At 59.8% G+C, this 18,640-nt stretch carries 15 protein-coding genes and 1 pseudogene; 9 read left to right on the top strand and 7 right to left on the bottom strand.

What is annotated here, in order from left to right; translation table 11 throughout:
• Positions 1-67: 67 nt before the first annotated feature.
• The gene (locus tag ACN1C3_RS08380) at positions 68-1,513 is read left to right on the top strand and encodes a SulP family inorganic anion transporter (RefSeq protein WP_419115343.1); all 1,446 of its coding nucleotides are present in this window, start codon (positions 68-70) and stop codon (positions 1,511-1,513) included.
• 1,079 nt (positions 1,514-2,592) lie between these two features.
• Here the strand turns inward: ACN1C3_RS08380 and ACN1C3_RS08375 are convergent.
• Together ACN1C3_RS08375 and ACN1C3_RS08370 are read right to left on the bottom strand one after the other, a co-directional pair.
• Positions 2,593-3,867: a flavohemoglobin expression-modulating QEGLA motif protein gene (locus ACN1C3_RS08375; RefSeq protein WP_419115342.1), complete on the bottom strand. Its 1,275-nt coding sequence runs from the start codon at positions 3,865-3,867 to the stop codon at positions 2,593-2,595.
• A 121-nt stretch (positions 3,868-3,988) separates the two neighbouring features.
• Positions 3,989-4,258: a hypothetical protein gene (locus tag ACN1C3_RS08370; protein WP_419115341.1), complete on the bottom strand. Its 270-nt coding sequence runs from the start codon at positions 4,256-4,258 to the stop codon at positions 3,989-3,991.
• A 303-nt stretch (positions 4,259-4,561) separates the two neighbouring features.
• On the opposite strand from ACN1C3_RS08370, the gene ACN1C3_RS08365 reads away from it, so the two are divergent.
• Positions 4,562-5,575, top strand: coding sequence for a hypothetical protein (locus ACN1C3_RS08365; protein WP_419115340.1), 1,014 nt, complete (start codon positions 4,562-4,564; stop codon positions 5,573-5,575).
• 42 nt (positions 5,576-5,617) lie between these two features.
• Here ACN1C3_RS08365 and ACN1C3_RS08360 read toward each other — a convergent pair whose 3' ends face one another.
• The gene (locus ACN1C3_RS08360; RefSeq protein WP_419115339.1) at positions 5,618-7,294 is read right to left on the bottom strand and encodes an MFS transporter; all 1,677 of its coding nucleotides are present in this window, start codon (positions 7,292-7,294) and stop codon (positions 5,618-5,620) included.
• 311 nt (positions 7,295-7,605) lie between these two features.
• On the opposite strand from ACN1C3_RS08360, the gene ACN1C3_RS08355 reads away from it, so the two are divergent.
• The 4 genes from ACN1C3_RS08355 (at position 7,606) to ACN1C3_RS08340 (ending at position 13,948) form a co-directional block, all read left to right on the top strand.
• Positions 7,606-7,947, top strand: a complete 342-nt coding sequence (locus tag ACN1C3_RS08355; RefSeq protein ID WP_419115338.1) for a hypothetical protein — start codon at positions 7,606-7,608, stop codon at positions 7,945-7,947.
• A 99-nt stretch (positions 7,948-8,046) separates the two neighbouring features.
• A complete protein-coding gene (locus ACN1C3_RS08350) occupies positions 8,047-9,303 on the top strand; it encodes a TolC family protein (RefSeq protein ID WP_419115337.1) in 1,257 nt (418 codons plus the stop codon).
• Positions 9,300-10,796 carry an efflux RND transporter periplasmic adaptor subunit gene (locus ACN1C3_RS08345; protein ID WP_419115336.1) on the top strand — a complete coding sequence of 499 codons (1,497 nt, stop codon included), beginning with the start codon at positions 9,300-9,302 and terminating at the stop codon, positions 10,794-10,796. The genes ACN1C3_RS08350 and ACN1C3_RS08345 overlap by 4 nt, the downstream gene beginning before the upstream one ends.
• A complete protein-coding gene (locus tag ACN1C3_RS08340) occupies positions 10,793-13,948 on the top strand; it encodes an efflux RND transporter permease subunit (protein ID WP_419115335.1) in 3,156 nt (1,051 codons plus the stop codon). The genes ACN1C3_RS08345 and ACN1C3_RS08340 overlap by 4 nt, the downstream gene beginning before the upstream one ends.
• Positions 13,949-13,960: 12 nt before the next feature.
• Here the strand turns inward: ACN1C3_RS08340 and ACN1C3_RS08335 are convergent.
• A pseudogene (locus ACN1C3_RS08335) lies at positions 13,961-14,095 on the bottom strand (IS4 family transposase); the annotation flags it as partial.
• Positions 14,096-14,216: 121 nt separating this feature from the next.
• On the opposite strand from ACN1C3_RS08335, the gene ACN1C3_RS08330 reads away from it, so the two are divergent.
• The gene (locus ACN1C3_RS08330) at positions 14,217-14,561 is read left to right on the top strand and encodes a toxin (RefSeq protein ID WP_419115334.1); all 345 of its coding nucleotides are present in this window, start codon (positions 14,217-14,219) and stop codon (positions 14,559-14,561) included.
• Positions 14,558-14,872: a helix-turn-helix domain-containing protein gene (locus ACN1C3_RS08325; protein WP_419115333.1), complete on the top strand. Its 315-nt coding sequence runs from the start codon at positions 14,558-14,560 to the stop codon at positions 14,870-14,872. The genes ACN1C3_RS08330 and ACN1C3_RS08325 overlap by 4 nt, the downstream gene beginning before the upstream one ends.
• A gap of 50 nt (positions 14,873-14,922) precedes the next feature.
• Here the strand turns inward: ACN1C3_RS08325 and ACN1C3_RS08320 are convergent, their stop codons facing one another.
• The 3 genes from ACN1C3_RS08320 to ACN1C3_RS08310 form a co-directional block, all read right to left on the bottom strand.
• Positions 14,923-14,994, bottom strand: coding sequence for a DUF3761 domain-containing protein (locus ACN1C3_RS08320; RefSeq protein WP_419115553.1), 72 nt, complete (start codon positions 14,992-14,994; stop codon positions 14,923-14,925).
• A complete protein-coding gene (gene dctA, locus ACN1C3_RS08315; protein ID WP_419115332.1) occupies positions 14,991-16,298 on the bottom strand; it encodes a C4-dicarboxylate transporter DctA in 1,308 nt (435 codons plus the stop codon). The genes ACN1C3_RS08320 and dctA overlap by 4 nt, the downstream gene beginning before the upstream one ends.
• A gap of 104 nt (positions 16,299-16,402) precedes the next feature.
• Entirely contained in the window at positions 16,403-17,572 is a 1,170-nt protein-coding gene (locus ACN1C3_RS08310) for a mandelate racemase/muconate lactonizing enzyme family protein (protein ID WP_419115331.1), read from the bottom strand.
• Positions 17,573-17,671: 99 nt separating this feature from the next.
• Between ACN1C3_RS08310 and ACN1C3_RS08305 the strand changes: the two genes are divergently transcribed.
• The gene (locus ACN1C3_RS08305; RefSeq protein WP_419115330.1) at positions 17,672-18,550 is read left to right on the top strand and encodes a LysR family transcriptional regulator; all 879 of its coding nucleotides are present in this window, start codon (positions 17,672-17,674) and stop codon (positions 18,548-18,550) included.
• Positions 18,551-18,640: the final 90 nt, after the last annotated feature.

The following is an 18,640-nucleotide window of genomic DNA, read 5'->3' as shown; positions in this document are numbered from 1 at the left end:
AATCCGCAGCCCTCTTTTCCCGCCACTCTCTGCGGCCGGTTTCGCCGGCCCATATTTTAGGTAAACCATGAACCCCAAACGTCTGCGTGCCGATGCCTTGGCCGGACTCACCACCTCTTTCGCCCTGTTGCCCGAATGCATCGCCTTCGCTCTGGTTGCCCACCTGAATCCGCTGATGGGGTTGTACGGAGCCTTCATCATCTGCACCCTGACGGCCCTGTTCGGGGGGCGGCCGGGCATGGTTTCCGGTGCCGCCGGATCGATGGCCGTTGTGATCGTCGCGCTGGTGGTGCAGCACGGCGTGCAGTACCTGCTCACCACCGTGCTGATGGGGGGCCTGTTGATGATTGCTTTCGGTCTGCTACGGCTGGGTAAGCTAGTGCGCATGGTGCCGTACCCGGTGATGCTCGGCTTCGTCAACGGCCTGGCGATCATCATCGCCCTGGCCCAGTTGGAGCACTTCAAGAGCGGCGAGACCTGGCTGAGCGGTACACCGCTCTACCTGATGATGGGGCTGGTGGCGCTGACGATGGCCATCGTCTACCTGCTACCGCGCCTGACCCGGGCCGTGCCACCGGCGTTGGTTGCGATCCTCGGCGTCGGTCTGGCGGTCTACCTGCTCGGCCTGCCGACCCGCACCCTTGGAGACATGGCGCACATAGCCGGCGGCTTGCCAGGCCTGGCCCTGCCGCAGGTGCCCTGGAACCTGGAAACCCTGCGCATCGTGGCCCCCTACGCGGTGTTGATGGCCTTGGTCGGCCTCCTGGAAACCCTCCTGACGCTGAACCTTACCGACGAGATCACCGAAAGCCGTGGCTACCCGGATCGCGAATGCGTGGCACTGGGGGCGGCCAACGTGGTCTCCGGTCTGTTCGGTGGCATGGGCGGATGTGCCATGATCGGCCAAACCGTGATCAACCTCAGCTCCGGCGGGCGCGGCCGGTTGTCCGGCGTGGTCGCCGGGGTGATGATCCTGCTGTTCGTGCTATTCCTTTCGCCGCTGATCGAGCGCATCCCGCTTGCCGCACTGGTCGGGGTGATGTTCGTGGTGTCACAGCAGACGTTCGCCTGGGCCTCGCTGCGGGTGCTGAACAAGGTGCCACTGAACGACGTGTTGGTGATCGTCGCTGTGACCGCCATCACGGTGTTTACCGATTTGGCCACCGCGGTGCTGTGCGGGATCGTCATTGCCGCGCTCAACTTCGCCTGGCAGCAGGCCCGCGAGCTATACGCCGACAGTCATCTGGAAGCCGACGGCAGCAAGCTCTACCGCCTGCATGGCACGCTGTTTTTCGCCTCTACCGCGCACTTTCTCAACCACTTCGACCCCGCCAACGACCCGCCCCAGGTGACCCTCGACTGTCGCCACCTGAGTTTCGTCGACTACTCGGCCATCGCTGCGCTGAAGACTCTGCGTGAGCGCTACGTCAAAACCGGCAAGCACTTGCGTGTGTTTCACTTGTCCGAGCGGTGCAAGCAACTGCTTAAACGCGCCGGAGTGGATCACGACTGAGTGAGTGCATGCGGGGGCCTGTCAGCTCTGGCCCCAAACGGGGTCAGCAGGGTGAATCGCCCTAATGCCGTTCAGTTAAGGCGTGACACTGAACCTGTGGAGAGTGGGGCCTGCTGCGGGCGGGTTCCTACGATGGCGGCCTGATAGCCGGCCGGGCTCTTTTATCGTGTACATATCCGTTTCTGTGGTAGCGGCTGCTTATGGTTCCGCCCTGACGGCGGGTCACTTTCGAAAAGCCGGAGTGCCGGCCCAGACCAAAGTAACCAAAGCGCTTTTGCCCCTTTCGTTCGGCCCTTCGCCTAGGCTCAGGGTGCCCTCGCTCCGGTCCTGCTCCGTGGGCCCGCCGCCATCGGCCATCCATGCCGGGTTGCCCACTGCGCAGAACCTCCACTCGGCCTCTCGAGGGGGCGTGCACCGCAAAAGCAGAAGCGAGGCGGCCTACCGGCCGGCCTGACCTGAAGCCGGCGCGTTTCCCTGTGGGAGCGAGCTTGCTCGCGAAGCTGTTGATCTTGCCGTTGCTGTTGCCGTGGCTTTTGAACTTGATCTGCCTGCCCCGTTCCCAGAGGCCGAACGCAGGCGTTGCGCAGGGGGCACCTCGGCATGGATGCCGAGGTAGCCGCCCCCGGAGCAATGCCGGAGTGAGGGCATGCCGAGCCTAGGCGAGGCACCGAATGGCGGGGCAGAAGCGCTTGGGTTACTTTGGTCTGGGCCGGCACTCCGGCTTTTCGAAAGTGACTCGCTGTAAAAGCGAAACCAATAGCCGCCGCTACCACAAAAACGGATATGCACCCCAACTCCAACTCCAACTCCAACTCCAATCCCATCCACCGTCACCACAATAAACGGATATGCACCCAATCAAAGCCCCAATCAGCCCCCCAAGCGATCCCAAAACTGGTAATCGCATCTCCACTGACACACCACACTCAATGGTTTTACGACGGCTGCACCGCCGAACGGGGCGGTGCGGCGTTCCGACAAACGGAACGCCGCCCGGCCCCTCGCCACAGGTTTTGCATTCGGCGCTTCTTTTTCTTAACTGACTGGCATTGGTGAATCGCCCTTGTTTTTTTTCGGGCTCAAGCGCTGGCATCGGCCTCATGCTCGTCCGCGAAGGCCATGAGCACCTCCAGATCGAGCACATCCAGCTTGATCTGGGCAATAAAGGCGGAGAAGGCCAGGTTGGCGGCGAGCCGACGCAGATCGCCAGCCCAGGCCGGGAGATGGACCGGTCCCTGGAGCCAGCCGGACTCGAAGAGCGGGGCCAGGCGTACGGTATCACCCAGACTGAGGCGCCCGGCGAACAGATAGCCCACCAGTTCTGGCCGATTGTCGCGGATCGCGATGCGCAGCAGGGTATGGACGCCGAGCAAACCGGTCAGGTAGGCGGCATCCTTGGTGAAGGCCGAACCGCCGCGCAGGTCGGCGCCGCGGAAAACCCGCTGGGTCGAGCGGAAGGACTCCTCCTGCGACTGACCGGCAGCGAGAAAACCTTCGAATACCTGGATGAAATCGGCGCCATCCAGCGCCTGCTGGACCGCGAGCACGCGCAGGGCGAGGCGGCGCAGGCGGTTGATGTCCATACTGCCGGTGAACAGCTCGGCCAGGGTGGCGATGCCCTCCTGAGTCTGGGTCGTGCGTGGCGCACCCAGGCCCAGGCTTTTCAGGTTGGGTTGGAGCGCGCCGTTTTGTGCAGTGGCGACATGTACGAAGGCCTCATGCTGCAATAGCTGGCTCTTGTCCAGTTCAGAGAACAGCGCGCTGGCACGCAGGCGGATGCGGTTCGCCCCGGCGATGGCCTTGGCGGCCAGGGTCGGATCGAGCACGACCGTGATCCGGCCCGGGCCGAAGAAGCGGTCCAGTTCTGGCTGCATCCACGCGGCGAAGGCCTCGGCCGGGATCTCGGCCGGGCTCGGTGGAATCCGGGCACCGCCCAGAAGGGCGTCGGTGGTCTTGAGGAAGAACTGGGCCGCGTCCAGCATGCTCAGTTTCTGGCTTGCGTAATAGAAGTCCGGGCGCCGGTACAGCGCTGACGAATACTGGGTGAAGGCGGGTGTGCCAATGGCACCCAGCATGCGCCCGGCCGTGGCATAGCTGCGCGCCGTCACGGCGAGGTAGCGCCCGGCCGGATGCCCCTCATCGCAGCGGCTGGTAAATGCTTCCAGGGCGGCGATGTCGGCGCTGTGCTCGCGTGGGCGTAGCTCGACCTTGGGTAGTTCTGCATGCCCGGCGCGCCAACGCGCCAGGAATACTTCCTCGACCCCATCCGGCCAGGCCAGGGCATCCAGCACGCGGATCTTGCGGGCCAAACCGGGTAAAGCGGCATCAAGTTCGGACAGGGGCGCGGTGCTCACAGAAATCACCTTGGGAGACGAGGGGCAATCTCAAAAGCGTAGTCGTTGTCGAAGCACCGCATGTATCCGGGTTTTTATCGCTCGCAGCCCTCGCATCGGCCAATGTCAGGGCTTCGTCGCGTTAAAATGTGAACTGACGCGCCGACCGCGACGAGCGCTGGGCCATCTCAGTCTCCAATAGATGTTCAACCAGAACATCATTCAGAAACCGAAATTGATCATTGAGCCCAACGACTTCATTGCTGAAGTGGTTGGCTGCTGCCGGGATCAGCAAAGCCTCGAAATTCTGGTCGAACACCAGTGCGACCGCCTTGCGAGAGACGGCTTGCTGCGCGTAGTAGTTGTTTCCAAAGACCGGGAAGCTCACGGCGAGGCTGACGGAGTGGATCATGATGTTGGCTCCTCGGTCTGACCGATATCCAGGACGAAGCGGGAAAACAGAGTCAACGTAACGGCCGTCAGGGCCAGGCACGTCAGGAGATGGATCAACATGATTCGCCCCTCCGATTCGGGTTTTTGCGTTGGGATGTGGTCGATCCTACGCTGACGCGTTTCAAGCGGAAGGCATTCGGAACGATGGTGAATATCAACGTGAATGATGGTGGATTCGTCGGTGTTTGTTCGAGCCTACGGCCAACCGCCTATACTCAGATATGCAGCAATGGGCCTGATTCAACTGTAGGAAACCGCGATTTTGAACCTGCGTTTGCTGATCGTCACCGTAGTGGTGTTGTTGGCGGGATGCGTCACGTCTGCGCATGCGCCGGTGGTGACGGAGCCGGTGGTGCTGGTTTCCCAGAGCACCTGGCAGCAGGTGGATCAGGAGATTGTCAGCGCATCGCAGCAAGCCACCGAACAGGCCAAACTGTTCGCCCAGGGTTCCATGGACCACTGGCGGACGCGGATTTACGAGCAGACCGAAGAGAAATTCATTCCGTGGTTCAGCAGTTACTGGACCCAGGAATGGCTGTCGATGAAGGTCAGCTGGTACACCATCAGTGCCGGGGGCGAGCAGGATGCCTCGGCCAAGCGTCTGGCGGCCTATCTGTTGGAGCAGTATAAGGAGCAGGTGCTGGCGCCGGTGGCGGTGGAGATCGATCCCGATGCGATCCTCGGCCAGGCTACGGCGTTTTATGTGCAGATCCTCGGTCAGCAACTGCAGGTCATCGCCCAGCGCCATGGCGTGCCAATGGCTCAGCTCAACGGCCGAATCCAGAAAGTCCCGGCGATCGCTCTGGGGCCGCCGCCCACTCGAAATGCTTCGCTGTACCAAGTCGTGAGTACCGAGCCGCTGAACACGCTGCCGGCCTACGCGGCGCTGATCGACAAGATTCACACCGCGGGCGGTGCCAAGGGCATTGCCTCGACGGACGCGGGGATGGCGCCAGTGGCGAAGCGCGCCAGCCAACGGATGGAGGCCGAGATGGCTCCGCGAGGAGCGGCCGGTGCAGTGGCCGCGGCGGCGGGAAAACTGGCCGGAGCGTTGATTTCCGTCGGGGTGGCGGGGATTCGCGCCATTGTTGAGGAACACGACCGGCCGGACAGCGAAGCGCTGATCCGCGAAAGCCTGGGCACTTCATTCGACAAGGCATGGCTGAAGCTGGTGCAGAACCCTACCACAGGGGTGATGGCGGGGACGCTGTACATGGCGGGGCAGATCGAAGGCAGTCTGGCGAGCAGTGCTTCCCTGCCAGTCACCAGCAGGTAGGAGGATTGCCCTCTCCCTCGCGGGAGAGAGCGGGTGCCAACCTTATGTGTGATGAATTTCCCGATCCTTGGTTTCCGGCAGGAAGAAAGTACCAAGAACGGCCGTCATCACGGCGATGACTATCGGGTACCACAGCCCGTAGTAGATATCCCCCGTGGCCGCGACCATGGCGAATGCCACCGTGGGCAGAAAGCCGCCGAACCATCCATTGCCGATGTGATAGGGCAGCGACATCGAGGTGTAGCGGATGCGTGCCGGGAAGAGTTCCACCAGCCAGGCGGCGATCGGGCCGTAGACCATGGTCACGTAGATCACCAGGACGGTCAGGAGCGCCAGCACCGCCAGATAGTTGGTCTTGGCCGGGTCGGCCTTCTCGGGGTAGCCGGCGTCCTTGAGGGCAGAGCCGAGTGTGGCGGTGAAGGCGTCGTTGCGGGTCTTGAAGTCGGCGGCCGGCATACCGCTGCCCTCGAAGCTCTGGATCACTTTGTCGCCGATGCGGACCTGCGCAACGGCGCCAGGTGTGGCCTTCTCGTTCGTGTAGGGGATGGCCCTCTTCGCCAGCAGGCTCTTGGCGAGGTCGCAGGAGCTGTTGAATTTGGCCTTGCCCACCGGGTCGAACTGGAACGAGCACCGGCCGGGATCGGCGACCACCGTGACCGGATTCTTCTCCTGCGCGATGAACACGTCGGGGTTACCGTATTGGGTCAACGCGTGGAAGATCGGGAAGTAGGTCAGCGCCGCGAGGATGCAGCCGGCCATGATGATCCCCTTGCGGCCGATGCGGTCGGACAGGCTGCCGAACACGACGAAGAACGGCGTGCCGATCAGCAGCGAGCCAGCAATCAGCAGGTTGGCGGTCTGCGGCTCGATCTTGAGCGTCTGCAACAGGAAGAACAGCGCGTAGAACTGCCCGGTGTACCAGACCACAGCCTGGCCGGCAGTGCCGCCGAGCAGGGCCATGATCACTATTTTGAGGTTGTCCCAGCGGGCGAAGGATTCGGTCAGCGGCGCCTTGGAGGACTTGCCTTCAGCCTTCATTTTCAGGAACACCGGCGACTCGCTGAGCTGCAGGCGGATATACACCGAGACAATCAGCAGCAGGATCGACAGCAGGAAGGGAATCCGCCAGCCCCAGGCTTCGAAGGCTTCGGTGCCGAGGATAGTGCGGCAGGCGAGGATCACCAGCAGCGAGATGAACAGACCAAGGGTCGCGGTGGTCTGGATCCACGAGGTGAAATAGCCACGCTTGCCTTTCGGCGCATGTTCGGCCACGTAGGTCGCCGCTCCGCCGTATTCACCGCCCAGGGCCAGGCCTTGCAGCAGGCGCAGGGTGATCAGGATGATCGGCGCCGCCACGCCGATGGTCGCGTAGTCGGGCAGAAAGCCCACTGTGGCGGTGGAGATACCCATGATGACAATGGTGATGAGGAAAGTGTGCTTGCGCCCGATCATATCGCCCAGTCGGCCGAACACGATTGCGCCGAAGGGGCGTACGGCGAAGCCCGCGGCGAACGCGAGCAGTGCGAAGATGAAGGAAGTGGTCTCATTGACGCCGGCGAAGAAGTGCTTGGCGATGATCGCGGCGAGGGAGCCGTAAAGGTAGAAGTCGTACCACTCGAACACGGTGCCCAGGGACGAGGCGAAAATGACCTTGCGCTCCTCCTTGGTGATCCCGTGGTGGGGCGCGCTGCTCGTGGTTGTGCTGTCGATTGTGGCCATGAGTCTTCTCCGTCTTGCTCTTGGTGTAGGCCGGAGTACCTCACTACCTTTTTACCGCACCCAGGCCCTAGGGCTGATGTCATCGGACTACCGATTGCGCGAAGCATGGAAACAGGCTGACGGCCTCCCTTGAAGCATAATCACCTTCGCGCAGATATCCACTCCGCCATCGCGCTCAAACCCAGGCTGACGCGCTGTCGAATGGCTATTCAGATCTGCGAGATCTCACGCGAAGCCTCTGAATGGCGCTTCCGCTGTTGATGACACGTGTCCAATTGTAAGAGCCATTTTCAGCGGCTACACTCCAGCCCATGAAACGCTATCTGCGGTTTTGCCTCATCTTCATGATTAGCCTGGCGCTTCCCCTCAGTGGGATGGCGGGCGTTCAGGCACCGACAGAACCTTGTCCAATGAAGACGATGGGTATGGCGATGATGGACGACATGGGGCAGGGCTGCTGCCACGACATGAAAAGCCCCTCGGATCACGGCAAACCTTGCAAGCCAGGCCAGGAATGTAAGACGGGGGGGATGTTGCAAGTCTCGATCATCAAGCCGCCTGTCACTCTATCCAGCCCCGTTGTACTTTCCTCCTCCAGCGATTTCCTGCCAGTACAAACCCCGTCAGGGGTATGGCGACCGCCTCGCGTTTGATTCCTGTAGCACGTTGAGCCTCATTCCGCTTTAGCGGGATGGCATAGCTGCACGCATGTCTTGTGACGCGCGCAGTGGATCATCACAGGAATCGTAAACATGAACTCCAAGTGCTATTGCACAGGTTGGTCCCTCGTGGCCGGCCTGGCGGCAAGCGTACTGGCATTGCCGAGCCTCGCGGGCGCTTTGACACTCGATGAAGCGTTGCGGCTGGCCGAAGACAATGCGCCGTCGTTGACCGCACAAGACGCCAAAATTCAGGCTGCCAGCAGCGCTGCCATCCCAGCCGGTGAACTACCCGATCCCAAGTTACTGCTGGGTGTGCAGAACTACCCCATTGGCGGTCCGGATCGCTGGAGCATCGACCAGGACTTCATGACCATGCAAATGGTCGGAGTCAGGCAGGAAGTGCCCAACAGCGACAAGCGCAAAGCCCGTATCGAGGTCGCAGATGCGGCCGTTGATCGAGCCGCCGCCGAGCGTCGAGTTGAACGTCTGAAAGTACGCCAGTCCACCGCATTGGCCTGGATCAGCAGCTACTCCGTTGAGCGTAAAGATGCGCTGTTCCAGGACTTCTACAAAGAAAACCGCCTGCTGACCGATACCGTCCGTGCGCAGATTGCCGGCGGCCGCGCTCAACCCGCCGATGCGGTGACGCCCAAACAGGAAGCGGCTCAACTGGCGGAGCAGCAGGACGATCTGATTCGCCAGCGAGCACAGGCCCGAGCGGCCCTCAAACGCTGGATTGGCGCCGCAGCCAATGACAAGCCTGTGGGCAGCTTGCCTGAATGGCCCGTCGAAACCTCAGGCTACTCCCATAAGCTGCAATACCACCCTGAACTGGCAGCGTTTGCGCCAATGACCCGCGAAGCGCAAGCCAAGGTCCGTGAAGCCGAAGCGCAGAAGCAGTCTGACTGGAGCTGGGAACTTGATTATCAGCATCGTGGCCGAGAGTTCGGCGACATGGTCAGCGTCCAGTTTTCATTCGATCTACCGCTGTTTCCTGACTCTCGCCAAAACCCCAGGATTGCGGCTAAACACGCTGAACTGAACCAATTGGAAGCTGAGCGTGAAGACAGGGTGCGCGAGCATACCCAGCAATTGGAGGAGAGTCTGGCCGACTATGAACGCCTGAATCGTGCCGTACGCCGAAACCAGGAAAGCCTGCTGCCGCTGGCCAAGGAAAAGGTCGAACTCAGCATGGCCAGCTACCGCGCCGGCAAGGGCGACTTGAGTTCAGTTGTTGCCGCCCGCCGCGAACTCATCGAAGCCCGCCTCAAGCAGGTTGACGTTGAAGAGCAGCGTGCTCTTACCCGTGCTCGCCTGTATTTCGCCTATGGGGAGTCCGCCCAATGAGTTCTAAAACCTGGAGGGGGGCGTTAATTGTCGGCGTCTCGATTGCCTTGGGTGTTGCCGGTGGTTATTGGCTAGCTCAACCGCGAGTGAGCGCAGTACCTGGTGTAGTACCTGGTGGAGCACCGGAGCAGGGGCCCAAAGCGTCTGCCGAACGCAAGGCGCTGTATTGGTATGACCCCATGTACCCACAACAAAAATTCGATCAGCCGGGTAAATCGCCCTTCATGGACATGCAACTGGTCCCTCAGTACGCCGATGCCAAAGGTGATAGTGCGACCGTGCGCATTGATCCGAGCCTGACTCAGAATCTCGGTGTGCGACTGGCGACAGTCAGCCGTGGAGTGTTTGCCTCGAGCCTGGACGTGGTCGGTGTGTTGACGTTCAACGAGCGGGACGTTGCAGTCATTCAGGCCCGTACTGCGGGTTTTGTTGAGCGGGTGTATGCCCGTGCTCCTGGCGATGTGCTCAAGGCCAATGCCGCCTTGGCGGATATCCTGGTACCGGAGTGGGCTGCGGCCCAGGAGGAGTTTCTCGCCCTCAAGCGCAATGGCGATGCTGGCTTGCTGACGGCCGCCCGCCAACGATTGCGGCTCACCGGGATGCCGGCTGCGTTAATCGCCCAGGTAGAACGCAGTGGCAAAGTCCAACCGAACCTGACCCTCACCAGCCCCATCAGCGGTGTGCTGCAAGAACTGAATGTGCGCGAGGGTATGACGGTAGCCGCCGGCGAGACGATGGCACGTGTCAATGGTTTGAGTAGTGTCTGGCTGGCCGTGGCCGTTCCAGAGTCAGAGGCTGGATCGATCGTCATGGGGCAAGCGGCCGAAGCGCACTTTCCGGCCTTCCCGGGGGTTGTACTCAAGGGCACTGTCAACGCGATTCTTCCAGAAACCAGTTCGGACAGTCGCACGCTTCGCGTTCGCATCGAGTTGCCCAACCCGGAGGGTCGTCTCAGACCCGGTTTGACCGCGCAGGTAAGCCTCAACCGTTCGACGGAGCAAAGTGTGTTGTGGGTGCCAGGCGAGGCCGTCATTCGCACCGGCCGACGTGCCCTGGTAATGCTCGCTGAAGACGCTGGTCGCTACCGCCCGGTAGAGGTGCAGGTGGGGCAGGACAACGATGGCAAGACGGCAATATTGAAAGGCCTGGAAGAAGGGCAGCAGGTGGTGACCTCTGGCCAGTTCCTGCTCGACTCGGAGGCCAGCCTCAAAGGCATTGTCGCCAGTTCAATGGAAATGTCACCGCCACGTGCAGCAGCCACCGCTCTTCATGAGGCAGACGGGCAGATCATTGAGATCAACAATAAAGAAGTCACGCTTGCCCATGGCCCCTTCAAGACGTTGGGTATGCCCGGCATGACCATGACCTTCCCGCTCGCCAATCCTGCTCTGATGCAGGGGCTCAAGACGGGCGATAAGGTTCGGATCGCGGTGAGCCAGACCGATGATGGTTTACGCGTTGAGCGCCTGAGCAAATCGGGGAGCCAGCCATGATTGCTGCCCTGATTCGTTGGTCGGTGGCCAACCGCTTTCTGGTGTTGCTGGCGACACTCTTCGTCACGGCCTGGGGGATCTGGTCGGTTCAGAACACGCCTATCGATGCACTGCCGGACCTGTCGGATGTGCAGGTGATCATCCGCACCCCTTACCCAGGACAAGCGCCGCAGATCGTCGAAAATCAGGTGACCTATCCATTGGCCACCACCATGCTTTCGGTGCCGGGGGCGAAGACCGTACGCGGCTATTCCTTTTTTGGCGACAGCTTCGTTTACGTGTTGTTCGAAGACGGTACGGACTTGTATTGGGCTCGCTCGCGGGTGCTGGAATACCTGAGCCAGATACAAAGCCGCTTGCCGGTCAGCGCCAAGCCGGCCTTGGGGCCGGATGCTACGGGGGTGGGCTGGATCTATCAGTACGCCCTGGTAGATCGCAGTGGCGGACACGATCTGGCGCAGTTGCGCGCACTTCAGGACTGGTTCCTCAAGTTTGAACTCAAGACGCTGCCGAATGTGGCGGAAGTGGCCACCGTGGGTGGCATGGTCAAGCAGTACCAGGTGCAGCTCGATCCGCTGAAGTTAGCCAGCCTGGGTATTACTCAGGCTGAGGTGACTGAGGCGATCGGCAAGGCCAATCAGGAAACCGGTGGTGCTGTGCTGGAAATGGCGGAGACCGAGTTCATCGTGCGCGCTTCCGGTTACCTGAAGACGCTGAATGACTTTCGTGCGATCCCGCTCAAGCTCGGCTCCAGCGGAGTGCCGGTGACCCTCGGCGACGTGGCGACTATCCAGTTGGGTCCGGAGATGCGCCGTGGCATCACCGAACTCGACGGCGAAGGCGAGACCGTCGGCGGCGTGGTGATTCTGCGCAATGGTAAAAACGCCCGCGAGACCATTGCGGCGGTCAAGACCAAACTCGACGAACTGAAAAGCAGTCTGCCGGCGGGGGTGGAAATCGTCACCACCTACGACCGCAGCAAGCTAATAGACCGCGCTGTAGAAAACCTCAGCCACAAACTGCTCGAAGAATTCATCGTCGTCGCGTTGGTCTGCGGGCTATTCCTCTGGCACTTGCGCTCATCCCTGGTGGCGATCATCTCTCTGCCGGTTGGGGTGCTGATTGCGTTCATCGTCATGCGCCACCAGGGCATCAACGCCAACATCATGTCCCTGGGCGGGATCGCTATCGCCATCGGCGCCATGGTCGATGCCGCCGTGGTCATGATCGAGAACGCCCACAAAAAGGTTGAGGCCTGGCACGCAGCCAATCCTGGAGAAGAACTGAAGGGTGAACGTCACTGGCATGTGATGACCGAAGCTGCGGTCGAGGTAGGTCCAGCGCTGTTCTTCTGTCTGTTGATCATCACCTTGTCATTTATTCCGGTGTTCACCCTGGAGGCGCAAGAGGGGCGGCTGTTCGGCCCACTGGCTTTCACCAAAACCTATGCAATGGCTGCGGCGGCCGGACTGTCGGTGACACTGGTGCCGGTGCTGATGGGCTATTGGATTCGCGGGCGAATTCCCAATGAGCAACAGAACCCGTTGAACCGTTGGTTGATCAGAATCTACCAGCCAGCCCTGGACGCGGTGCTGCGTCGGCCCAAAATCACCATGTTGGTCGCGCTACTGGTCTTTCTCAGCGCGATATGGCCGATGTCTCGCTTGGGAGGGGAATTTCTTCCACCGCTGGACGAGGGCGATCTGCTCTACATGCCTTCGGCGCTGCCGGGTTTGTCGGCGCAGAAGGCGGCGCAGCTGTTGCAGCAGACCGACCGCATGATCAAAACGGTGCCCGAAGTCGACCACGTCTTCGGTAAAGCGGGCCGCGCCGAAACCGCTACGGATCCGGCACCGCTGGAGATGTTCGAGACTATTATTCAATTCAAGCCGCGTGACCAATGGCGCCCCGGAATGACCCAGGAGAAGCTGGTGGAGGAACTGGATCGGGTAGTCCGTGTTCCAGGGCTGACCAATATCTGGATACCACCGATTCGTAACCGCATCGACATGCTTGCCACCGGGATCAAGAGCCCGATCGGAGTGAAAGTTGCCGGCACCAACCTGACGCAAATCGATGCCGCTACTCAGGCGGTCGAGCGCGTGGCCAAGGACGTGCCCGGTGTCAGTTCGGCTCTGGCCGAGCGACTGACCGGTGGGCGTTACATCGATGTGGATATCGACCGCAAGGCCGCCGCCCGCTACGGACTGAATATCGCCGATGTGCAGTCCATTGTGGCCGGTGCTATCGGCGGTGAAAACGTCGGGGAGACCATTGAAGGGCTCGCACGCTTCCCGATTAACGTCCGTTACCCCCGTGAGTGGCGTGACTCGCTCGGCGCCCTGGAGCAATTACCGATCTACACCCCACTGGGCAGCCAGATCACCCTGGGCACGGTGGCCAAGGTGAAGGTCAGCGACGGTCCGCCGATGCTAAAAAGCGAGAACGCACGGCCTTCAGGCTGGGTGTACATCGACGTGCGTGGCCGGGATATTGCCTCGGTGGTCGCCGATCTACGCCGGGTCGTCAGTGAGCAGGTCACGTTGCAGCCAGGCATGAGTTTGAGCTACTCGGGGCAGTTCGAATTTCTCGAAAGGGCCAACGCACGACTCAAGTTAGTGGTGCCTGCCACTCTGTTGATCATCTTCGTGCTGCTTTACCTGACGTTCGCCCGATTCGACGAGGCCTTGCTGATCATGGCCACTCTGCCGTTAGCACTGACTGGCGGGGCGTGGTTCCTCTACCTGCTGGGATTCAATTTGTCGGTGGCCACCGGTGTCGGTTTTATTGCACTCGCCGGTGTGTCTGCCGAGTTTGGCGTGATCATGCTGCTCTACCTGAAGAACGCCTGGGCCGAACGTGAGGACATCGGCGACAGCACCGAGCGCGGGCTGGTTGCGGCAATTCGTGAAGGCGCGGTGCAGCGCGTTCGACCCAAAGCCATGACTGTGGCCGTCATCATTGCTGGCCTCTTACCCATTCTTTTGGGTGGCGGCACTGGCAGCGAAGTGATGAGCCGCATTGCCGCGCCTATGGTCGGTGGCATGGTCACCGCACCGTTACTTTCCCTGTTCGTCATTCCGGCAGCCTACCGTTTGATGCGCCGTCGGCACCTCGCAGTTGAATCCACCCCCCTAAAAGGCCCGCAATGACCACAATGCTGTTCACTTAAGCGGAGCAGCCTTGCGATCCACCGGGTAACGGGTTTTTGACATCTTCACCGCCCTGGGCCTCGCTGGCCTGGGGCATTTTGTTATGAAAAGCACGCTGATACTTCCGCGTAGCTCCTCCAAACGTCTGAAAAAGCCCAGTCTAGCGCTGGGCTTTGTTGGTTTTGGGGATTCGTACAAGGTGCATGTGGAGTCTGGAAATCAGTGTTTGCTTGATAAAATATAAGCGATGTGCGTACACTTCAATCCAATGAGAACAGTATTCTTTGAAACCACTACTTTCACCGCAACAGTTGGCGACTACCTGACCGATGATGAGTACCGGCAGCTCCAGGTAGAAATGCAGGCCAATCCTCAAGCTGGCGATGTAATGCCAAGGACTGGCGGGTTCAGAAAGCTTAGGTGGGCTGATGTGCGGCGAGGTAAGGGTAAGCGCGGCGGCTTGCGAGTCATCTACTACTGGCTGCTTGATGACGGCCAGTTTTGGATGTTTGCCATCTATGACAAGGATGAGCTTGAGAACCTGACCTCAGATCAAGAGAAGGCGCTCAAAGTCGCAATTGGCGCCGAACTGAAGCAGCGAGGTAAGAAATGAAAAAGCGCGATCTGTTTGCTGAGATGATGCAGGGTGTTGGCGAGATGGCAGCGCAGCGCGAAGGAAAGATCACTCTACGTCAGTACGAAGTAGAGGACTTGCCAGCGCCAGAAGTATCGGCGCAAGAGATTGTAACGTTGCGCAAGAAGCTGCATATGTCTCAACCCGTCTTCGCTCGTCGCATTAGAACCAGTCCTGGCACTCTCAAGAATTGGGAGCAATCGAAGTCAAAGCCGAACGCCCAGGCAGCGCTGTTGATTAAGCTGGTTGAGCGTTATCCCGACATGGTGGATCGACTCGGCACTGTTTAGTTCTGATCGATACTCAGAAAGCCCAGCCCATCCGCTGGGCTTTTTCGTATCTACAGCCAAGCCATCACGCCACTATGCCGTGAGCACGTGCCGCGTCGGTGCTGGCTAAAACTGAGGGTCACTCTTGCGCGGCTAACGCTTTTCGGGCCGTTTTTTCTTTCTTCATCGCCGCTATTTCGCGCTCGCAAGTCGCTAGGTCGAACGATTTATCCCACTTGGCGATGGCAATCGTCCCGATACCATTGCCAATCAGGTTGGTGACGGCCCGAGCTTCGTTCAGAAAACGGTCGATGCCGAGCAGCAACACGAGGCCTACCAGAGGGATGGTGTGAATGGTCGTGAGCGTTGCCGCCAGGGTTACAAATCCGGCGCCTGCCACCCCGGCGGAACCTTTCGAGGTCAACAGCAAGACGCCCAATAGCACGACTTGATCCATCATCGTGAGCGGCGTGTTGGTCGCTTGTGCGACAAAAATTGCAGCCATGGTCAGGTAGATGCAGGTGCCATCCGCGTTAAATGTGTAGCCCGTTGGCAGCACCATACCCACGACTGACTTTTGGCAGCCCAGTTTTTCAAGCTTCACCATCATTCGCGGGAGTACCGCCTCGGTGGAGCAGGTGCCGAGCGTGATGAGAATCTCGTCCTTGAAATATCGTAGAAACTGCATCAAGGGCATGCCAGACCATCTGGCGACCGACCCCAGAATCACTACGATGAAGAGCAGGGTGGTGACATAGAGCGCGATGAGCAAATGCCCCAGCGACAGGAGGGTGCCGATACCATATTTCCCGATGGTGAAAGCCATGCCGGCGCCTGCGCCAATGGGAGCCAGGCGCATCACCATCGCCACAATCTTGAACAGCCCCTGCAAGAACAGATCGATGACGTTGATCAGCGGTTTGCTTTTCTCACCCATCTGAACCAGGGCGACGCCCATCAATACAGAAATCAGGATCACCTGAAGCATTGAGCCTTTGGCAAACGCGTCAATGAACGTGCCGGGAATGATGTTCATGAAGAAATCAACGGTGCCGCCCTGTTCCTGGGCGACCTGGGTGTACTTGCCAATCGCTGCACCATCCAGCGAGCTGGTGTTGATGTTCATGCCGACCCCAGGCTTCATCACGTTGACGACAACGAGACCAATGACAAGGGCGATGCTCGAAAGGATCTCGAAATAGATCAGGGCTTTGACACCGATCCGACCGACTTCCTTGATGCTGCCCATCTTGGCGATACCGACGACTACCGTACCGAAAATGATGGGGGCCAATAGCATTTTGATGAGTTTGATGAAGCCATCGGCGAAGGGTTGAAGCTTCGCTCCTATGTCGGGCTCCAGGTAGCCGAAGATTGCGCCGATCACGATACCGATCAGCACTTGCACATACAGCTGGCTATACCAGCGGGACTTGGACGTTTCCACGGATGCACCTCATTTTATTTTTGTGATCGGCGGTGTGGCGTGGCGTCACTGAGTGACGCCATCAACACTAAGGCCCCGCATAACGAGGCCTTAGTCGGCGGATGTCAGCCTTCGCCCAGCTCGCGCATAACGGCGTACAGTGCGGACTTGGCTTCGAAACCAACGCCCGGAATATCCGGCAGCCCGACATAGCCGTTTTCCACACGAATACCGTCAGCGAAGCCGCCGAAAGGCTGGAACACGTCCGGGTAGGATTCGTTACCGCCAAGGTGCAGGCCGGCCGCGATGTTCAGGGACATTTGGTGACCACCGTGCGGAACCACGCGACGGGACGACCAGCCCAGCTCTTCCATCACTTTCAGCGTGCGCATGTACTCGACCAGTCCATAAGACAAGGCGCAGTCGAATTGAACATAGTCACGGTCAGGGCGCATGCCGCCGTGGCGTAGCAGGTTGCGAGCGTCCTGATGGGAGAACAGGTTCTCGCCGGTGGCCATCGGCAGGTCATAGTGCTTCGCCAGCTCGGCCTGGAGGGCATAGTCGAGCGGGTCGCCCGCTTCTTCGTACCAGAAGAGGTTGTACGGCTTCAGCGCTTCGGCATAGGCGATGGCGGTCTGTTGATCGAATCGGCCATTGGCGTCTACCGCCAGACGACTGCCATCACCTACGACCTTGATCACGGCTTCGATCCGACGGATATCTTCGGCCAGCGGTGCTGCACCGATTTTCATTTTGACCACGTTGTAGCCACGATCCAGGTAGCTGCGCATCTCGTCCTGGAGCTTGGTGTCGTCCTTGCCCGGATAGTAGTAACCGCCTGCGGCGTAGACCCAGACTTTATCGTCTGCCTGACCGTTACGGTAACGGTCGGCCAGTAGGCGATACAGTGGCTTGCCTTCGATCTTGGCGACAGCATCCCATACGGCCATATCGATAGTACCGACAGCGACCGAGCGTTCGCCGTGACCGCCTGGCTTCTCGTTGGTCATCAGGGTTTTCCAGATGGCGAACGGATCGAGGTTGTTGTGCTCTTTGTCGATCAGGGTGTCGGGATCAGCTTCAGTGATTCGAGCCAGGAAGCGATCACGCATCAGCGCGCCTTGGCCATAGCGACCGTTGGAGTTGAAGCCGTAGCCGATAACCGGTTTGCCATCGCGAATCACATCGGTGACGACAGCGACGACCGAGCAGGTCATCTTGGAGAAATCGATGTAGGCATTGGCAATGGGCGAGGCAATGGAAACGGTTTTTTCGCGGATGTCGACGATACGCATGGCGTGGTCCTCTTGTTGTTGAGGCCCCCAAGTTAAGCTTTGCGATGAACTGCGCCCAATGCTATTAATGCCGCGCCCTATGCTCAGGAGGCATTGCCCTTGGAACTTGTTTGGCTCGAAGATTTTGCCGCGTTGGCAGAGTACGGCAGCTTCGTTCGCGCAGCTGAAGCTCGACACGTTACCCAGCCGGCGTTCAGCCGCAGAGTCCGTTCACTGGAGAACTGGATGGGGGTGGAGCTGTTCGTCCGTACGCCCCAAGGGGCAACACTGACCGAGGCTGGAAAGCAAATTTTGCCAAGCGTCCAAGAGGCCGCCAGTCGGTTGTACCGGATGCGAGGCGAAGCGCAGGAAGTGGCCGGTAAGGCCGCTAAAACGCTCCAGTTCGCAGCGACCCATTCGCTGTCCTTTACGTTCTTTCCCCGGTGGATCAGGAATGCGGAAAAGGGCACGCCGATTGAGGCTGTGCGACTGCATTCAGACAGCATGGTTGTCTGTGAACAGATGCTGGTTCAGGGGCAGGTGCAGTTCCTGCTGTGCCATCGCCATCCAGACGTTCCCCCGCTTTTTGTCCCCGATCAGTTCGTGAGCAAGAAAGTCGGTGAGGATGTACTCATTCCGTTAGCCGGTGCTTCTGCCAACTTTGGTACGTCACCGGCGTCGCTCCCGTACCTCGCATATACGCAGGAGTCAGGGCTCGGTCGTATCGTTGCTCACCGTCTTCAGGGCAAAGAAGATTTCCTGCACCTCAAACCTCTTTTCAGTAGCCACCTCGCCGCGGTCCTTATGTCCATGGCACTGGAAAGCAAGGGTGTTGCGTGGTTACCAAAAAGCCTTACGGAACAGGAAGTGATCGATGGTCGGCTTGTCCGGGCGCTCGACGAAAGCTGGGATATCCCACTGGAGATTCACCTCACGCGTCCTCTTGCCCCGATCAGTCCGTTCGCTGAGGCGTTTTGGGCCGGATTGGGTTGTTCCTGAATTCAATACAGGGTGGGCCGCGCCCCGCGACCAGTCGCTCCACATCCGGGCCTCTGAAATTGAAGTGCCAAACGCCTGGACTCAATAGCC

This window comes from Pseudomonas sp. H11T01 (assembly GCF_048515765.1).
In the GTDB taxonomy this organism is placed as follows: domain Bacteria; phylum Pseudomonadota; class Gammaproteobacteria; order Pseudomonadales; family Pseudomonadaceae; genus Aquipseudomonas.
This window is presented reverse-complemented; position numbering and strand designations above follow the sequence as displayed.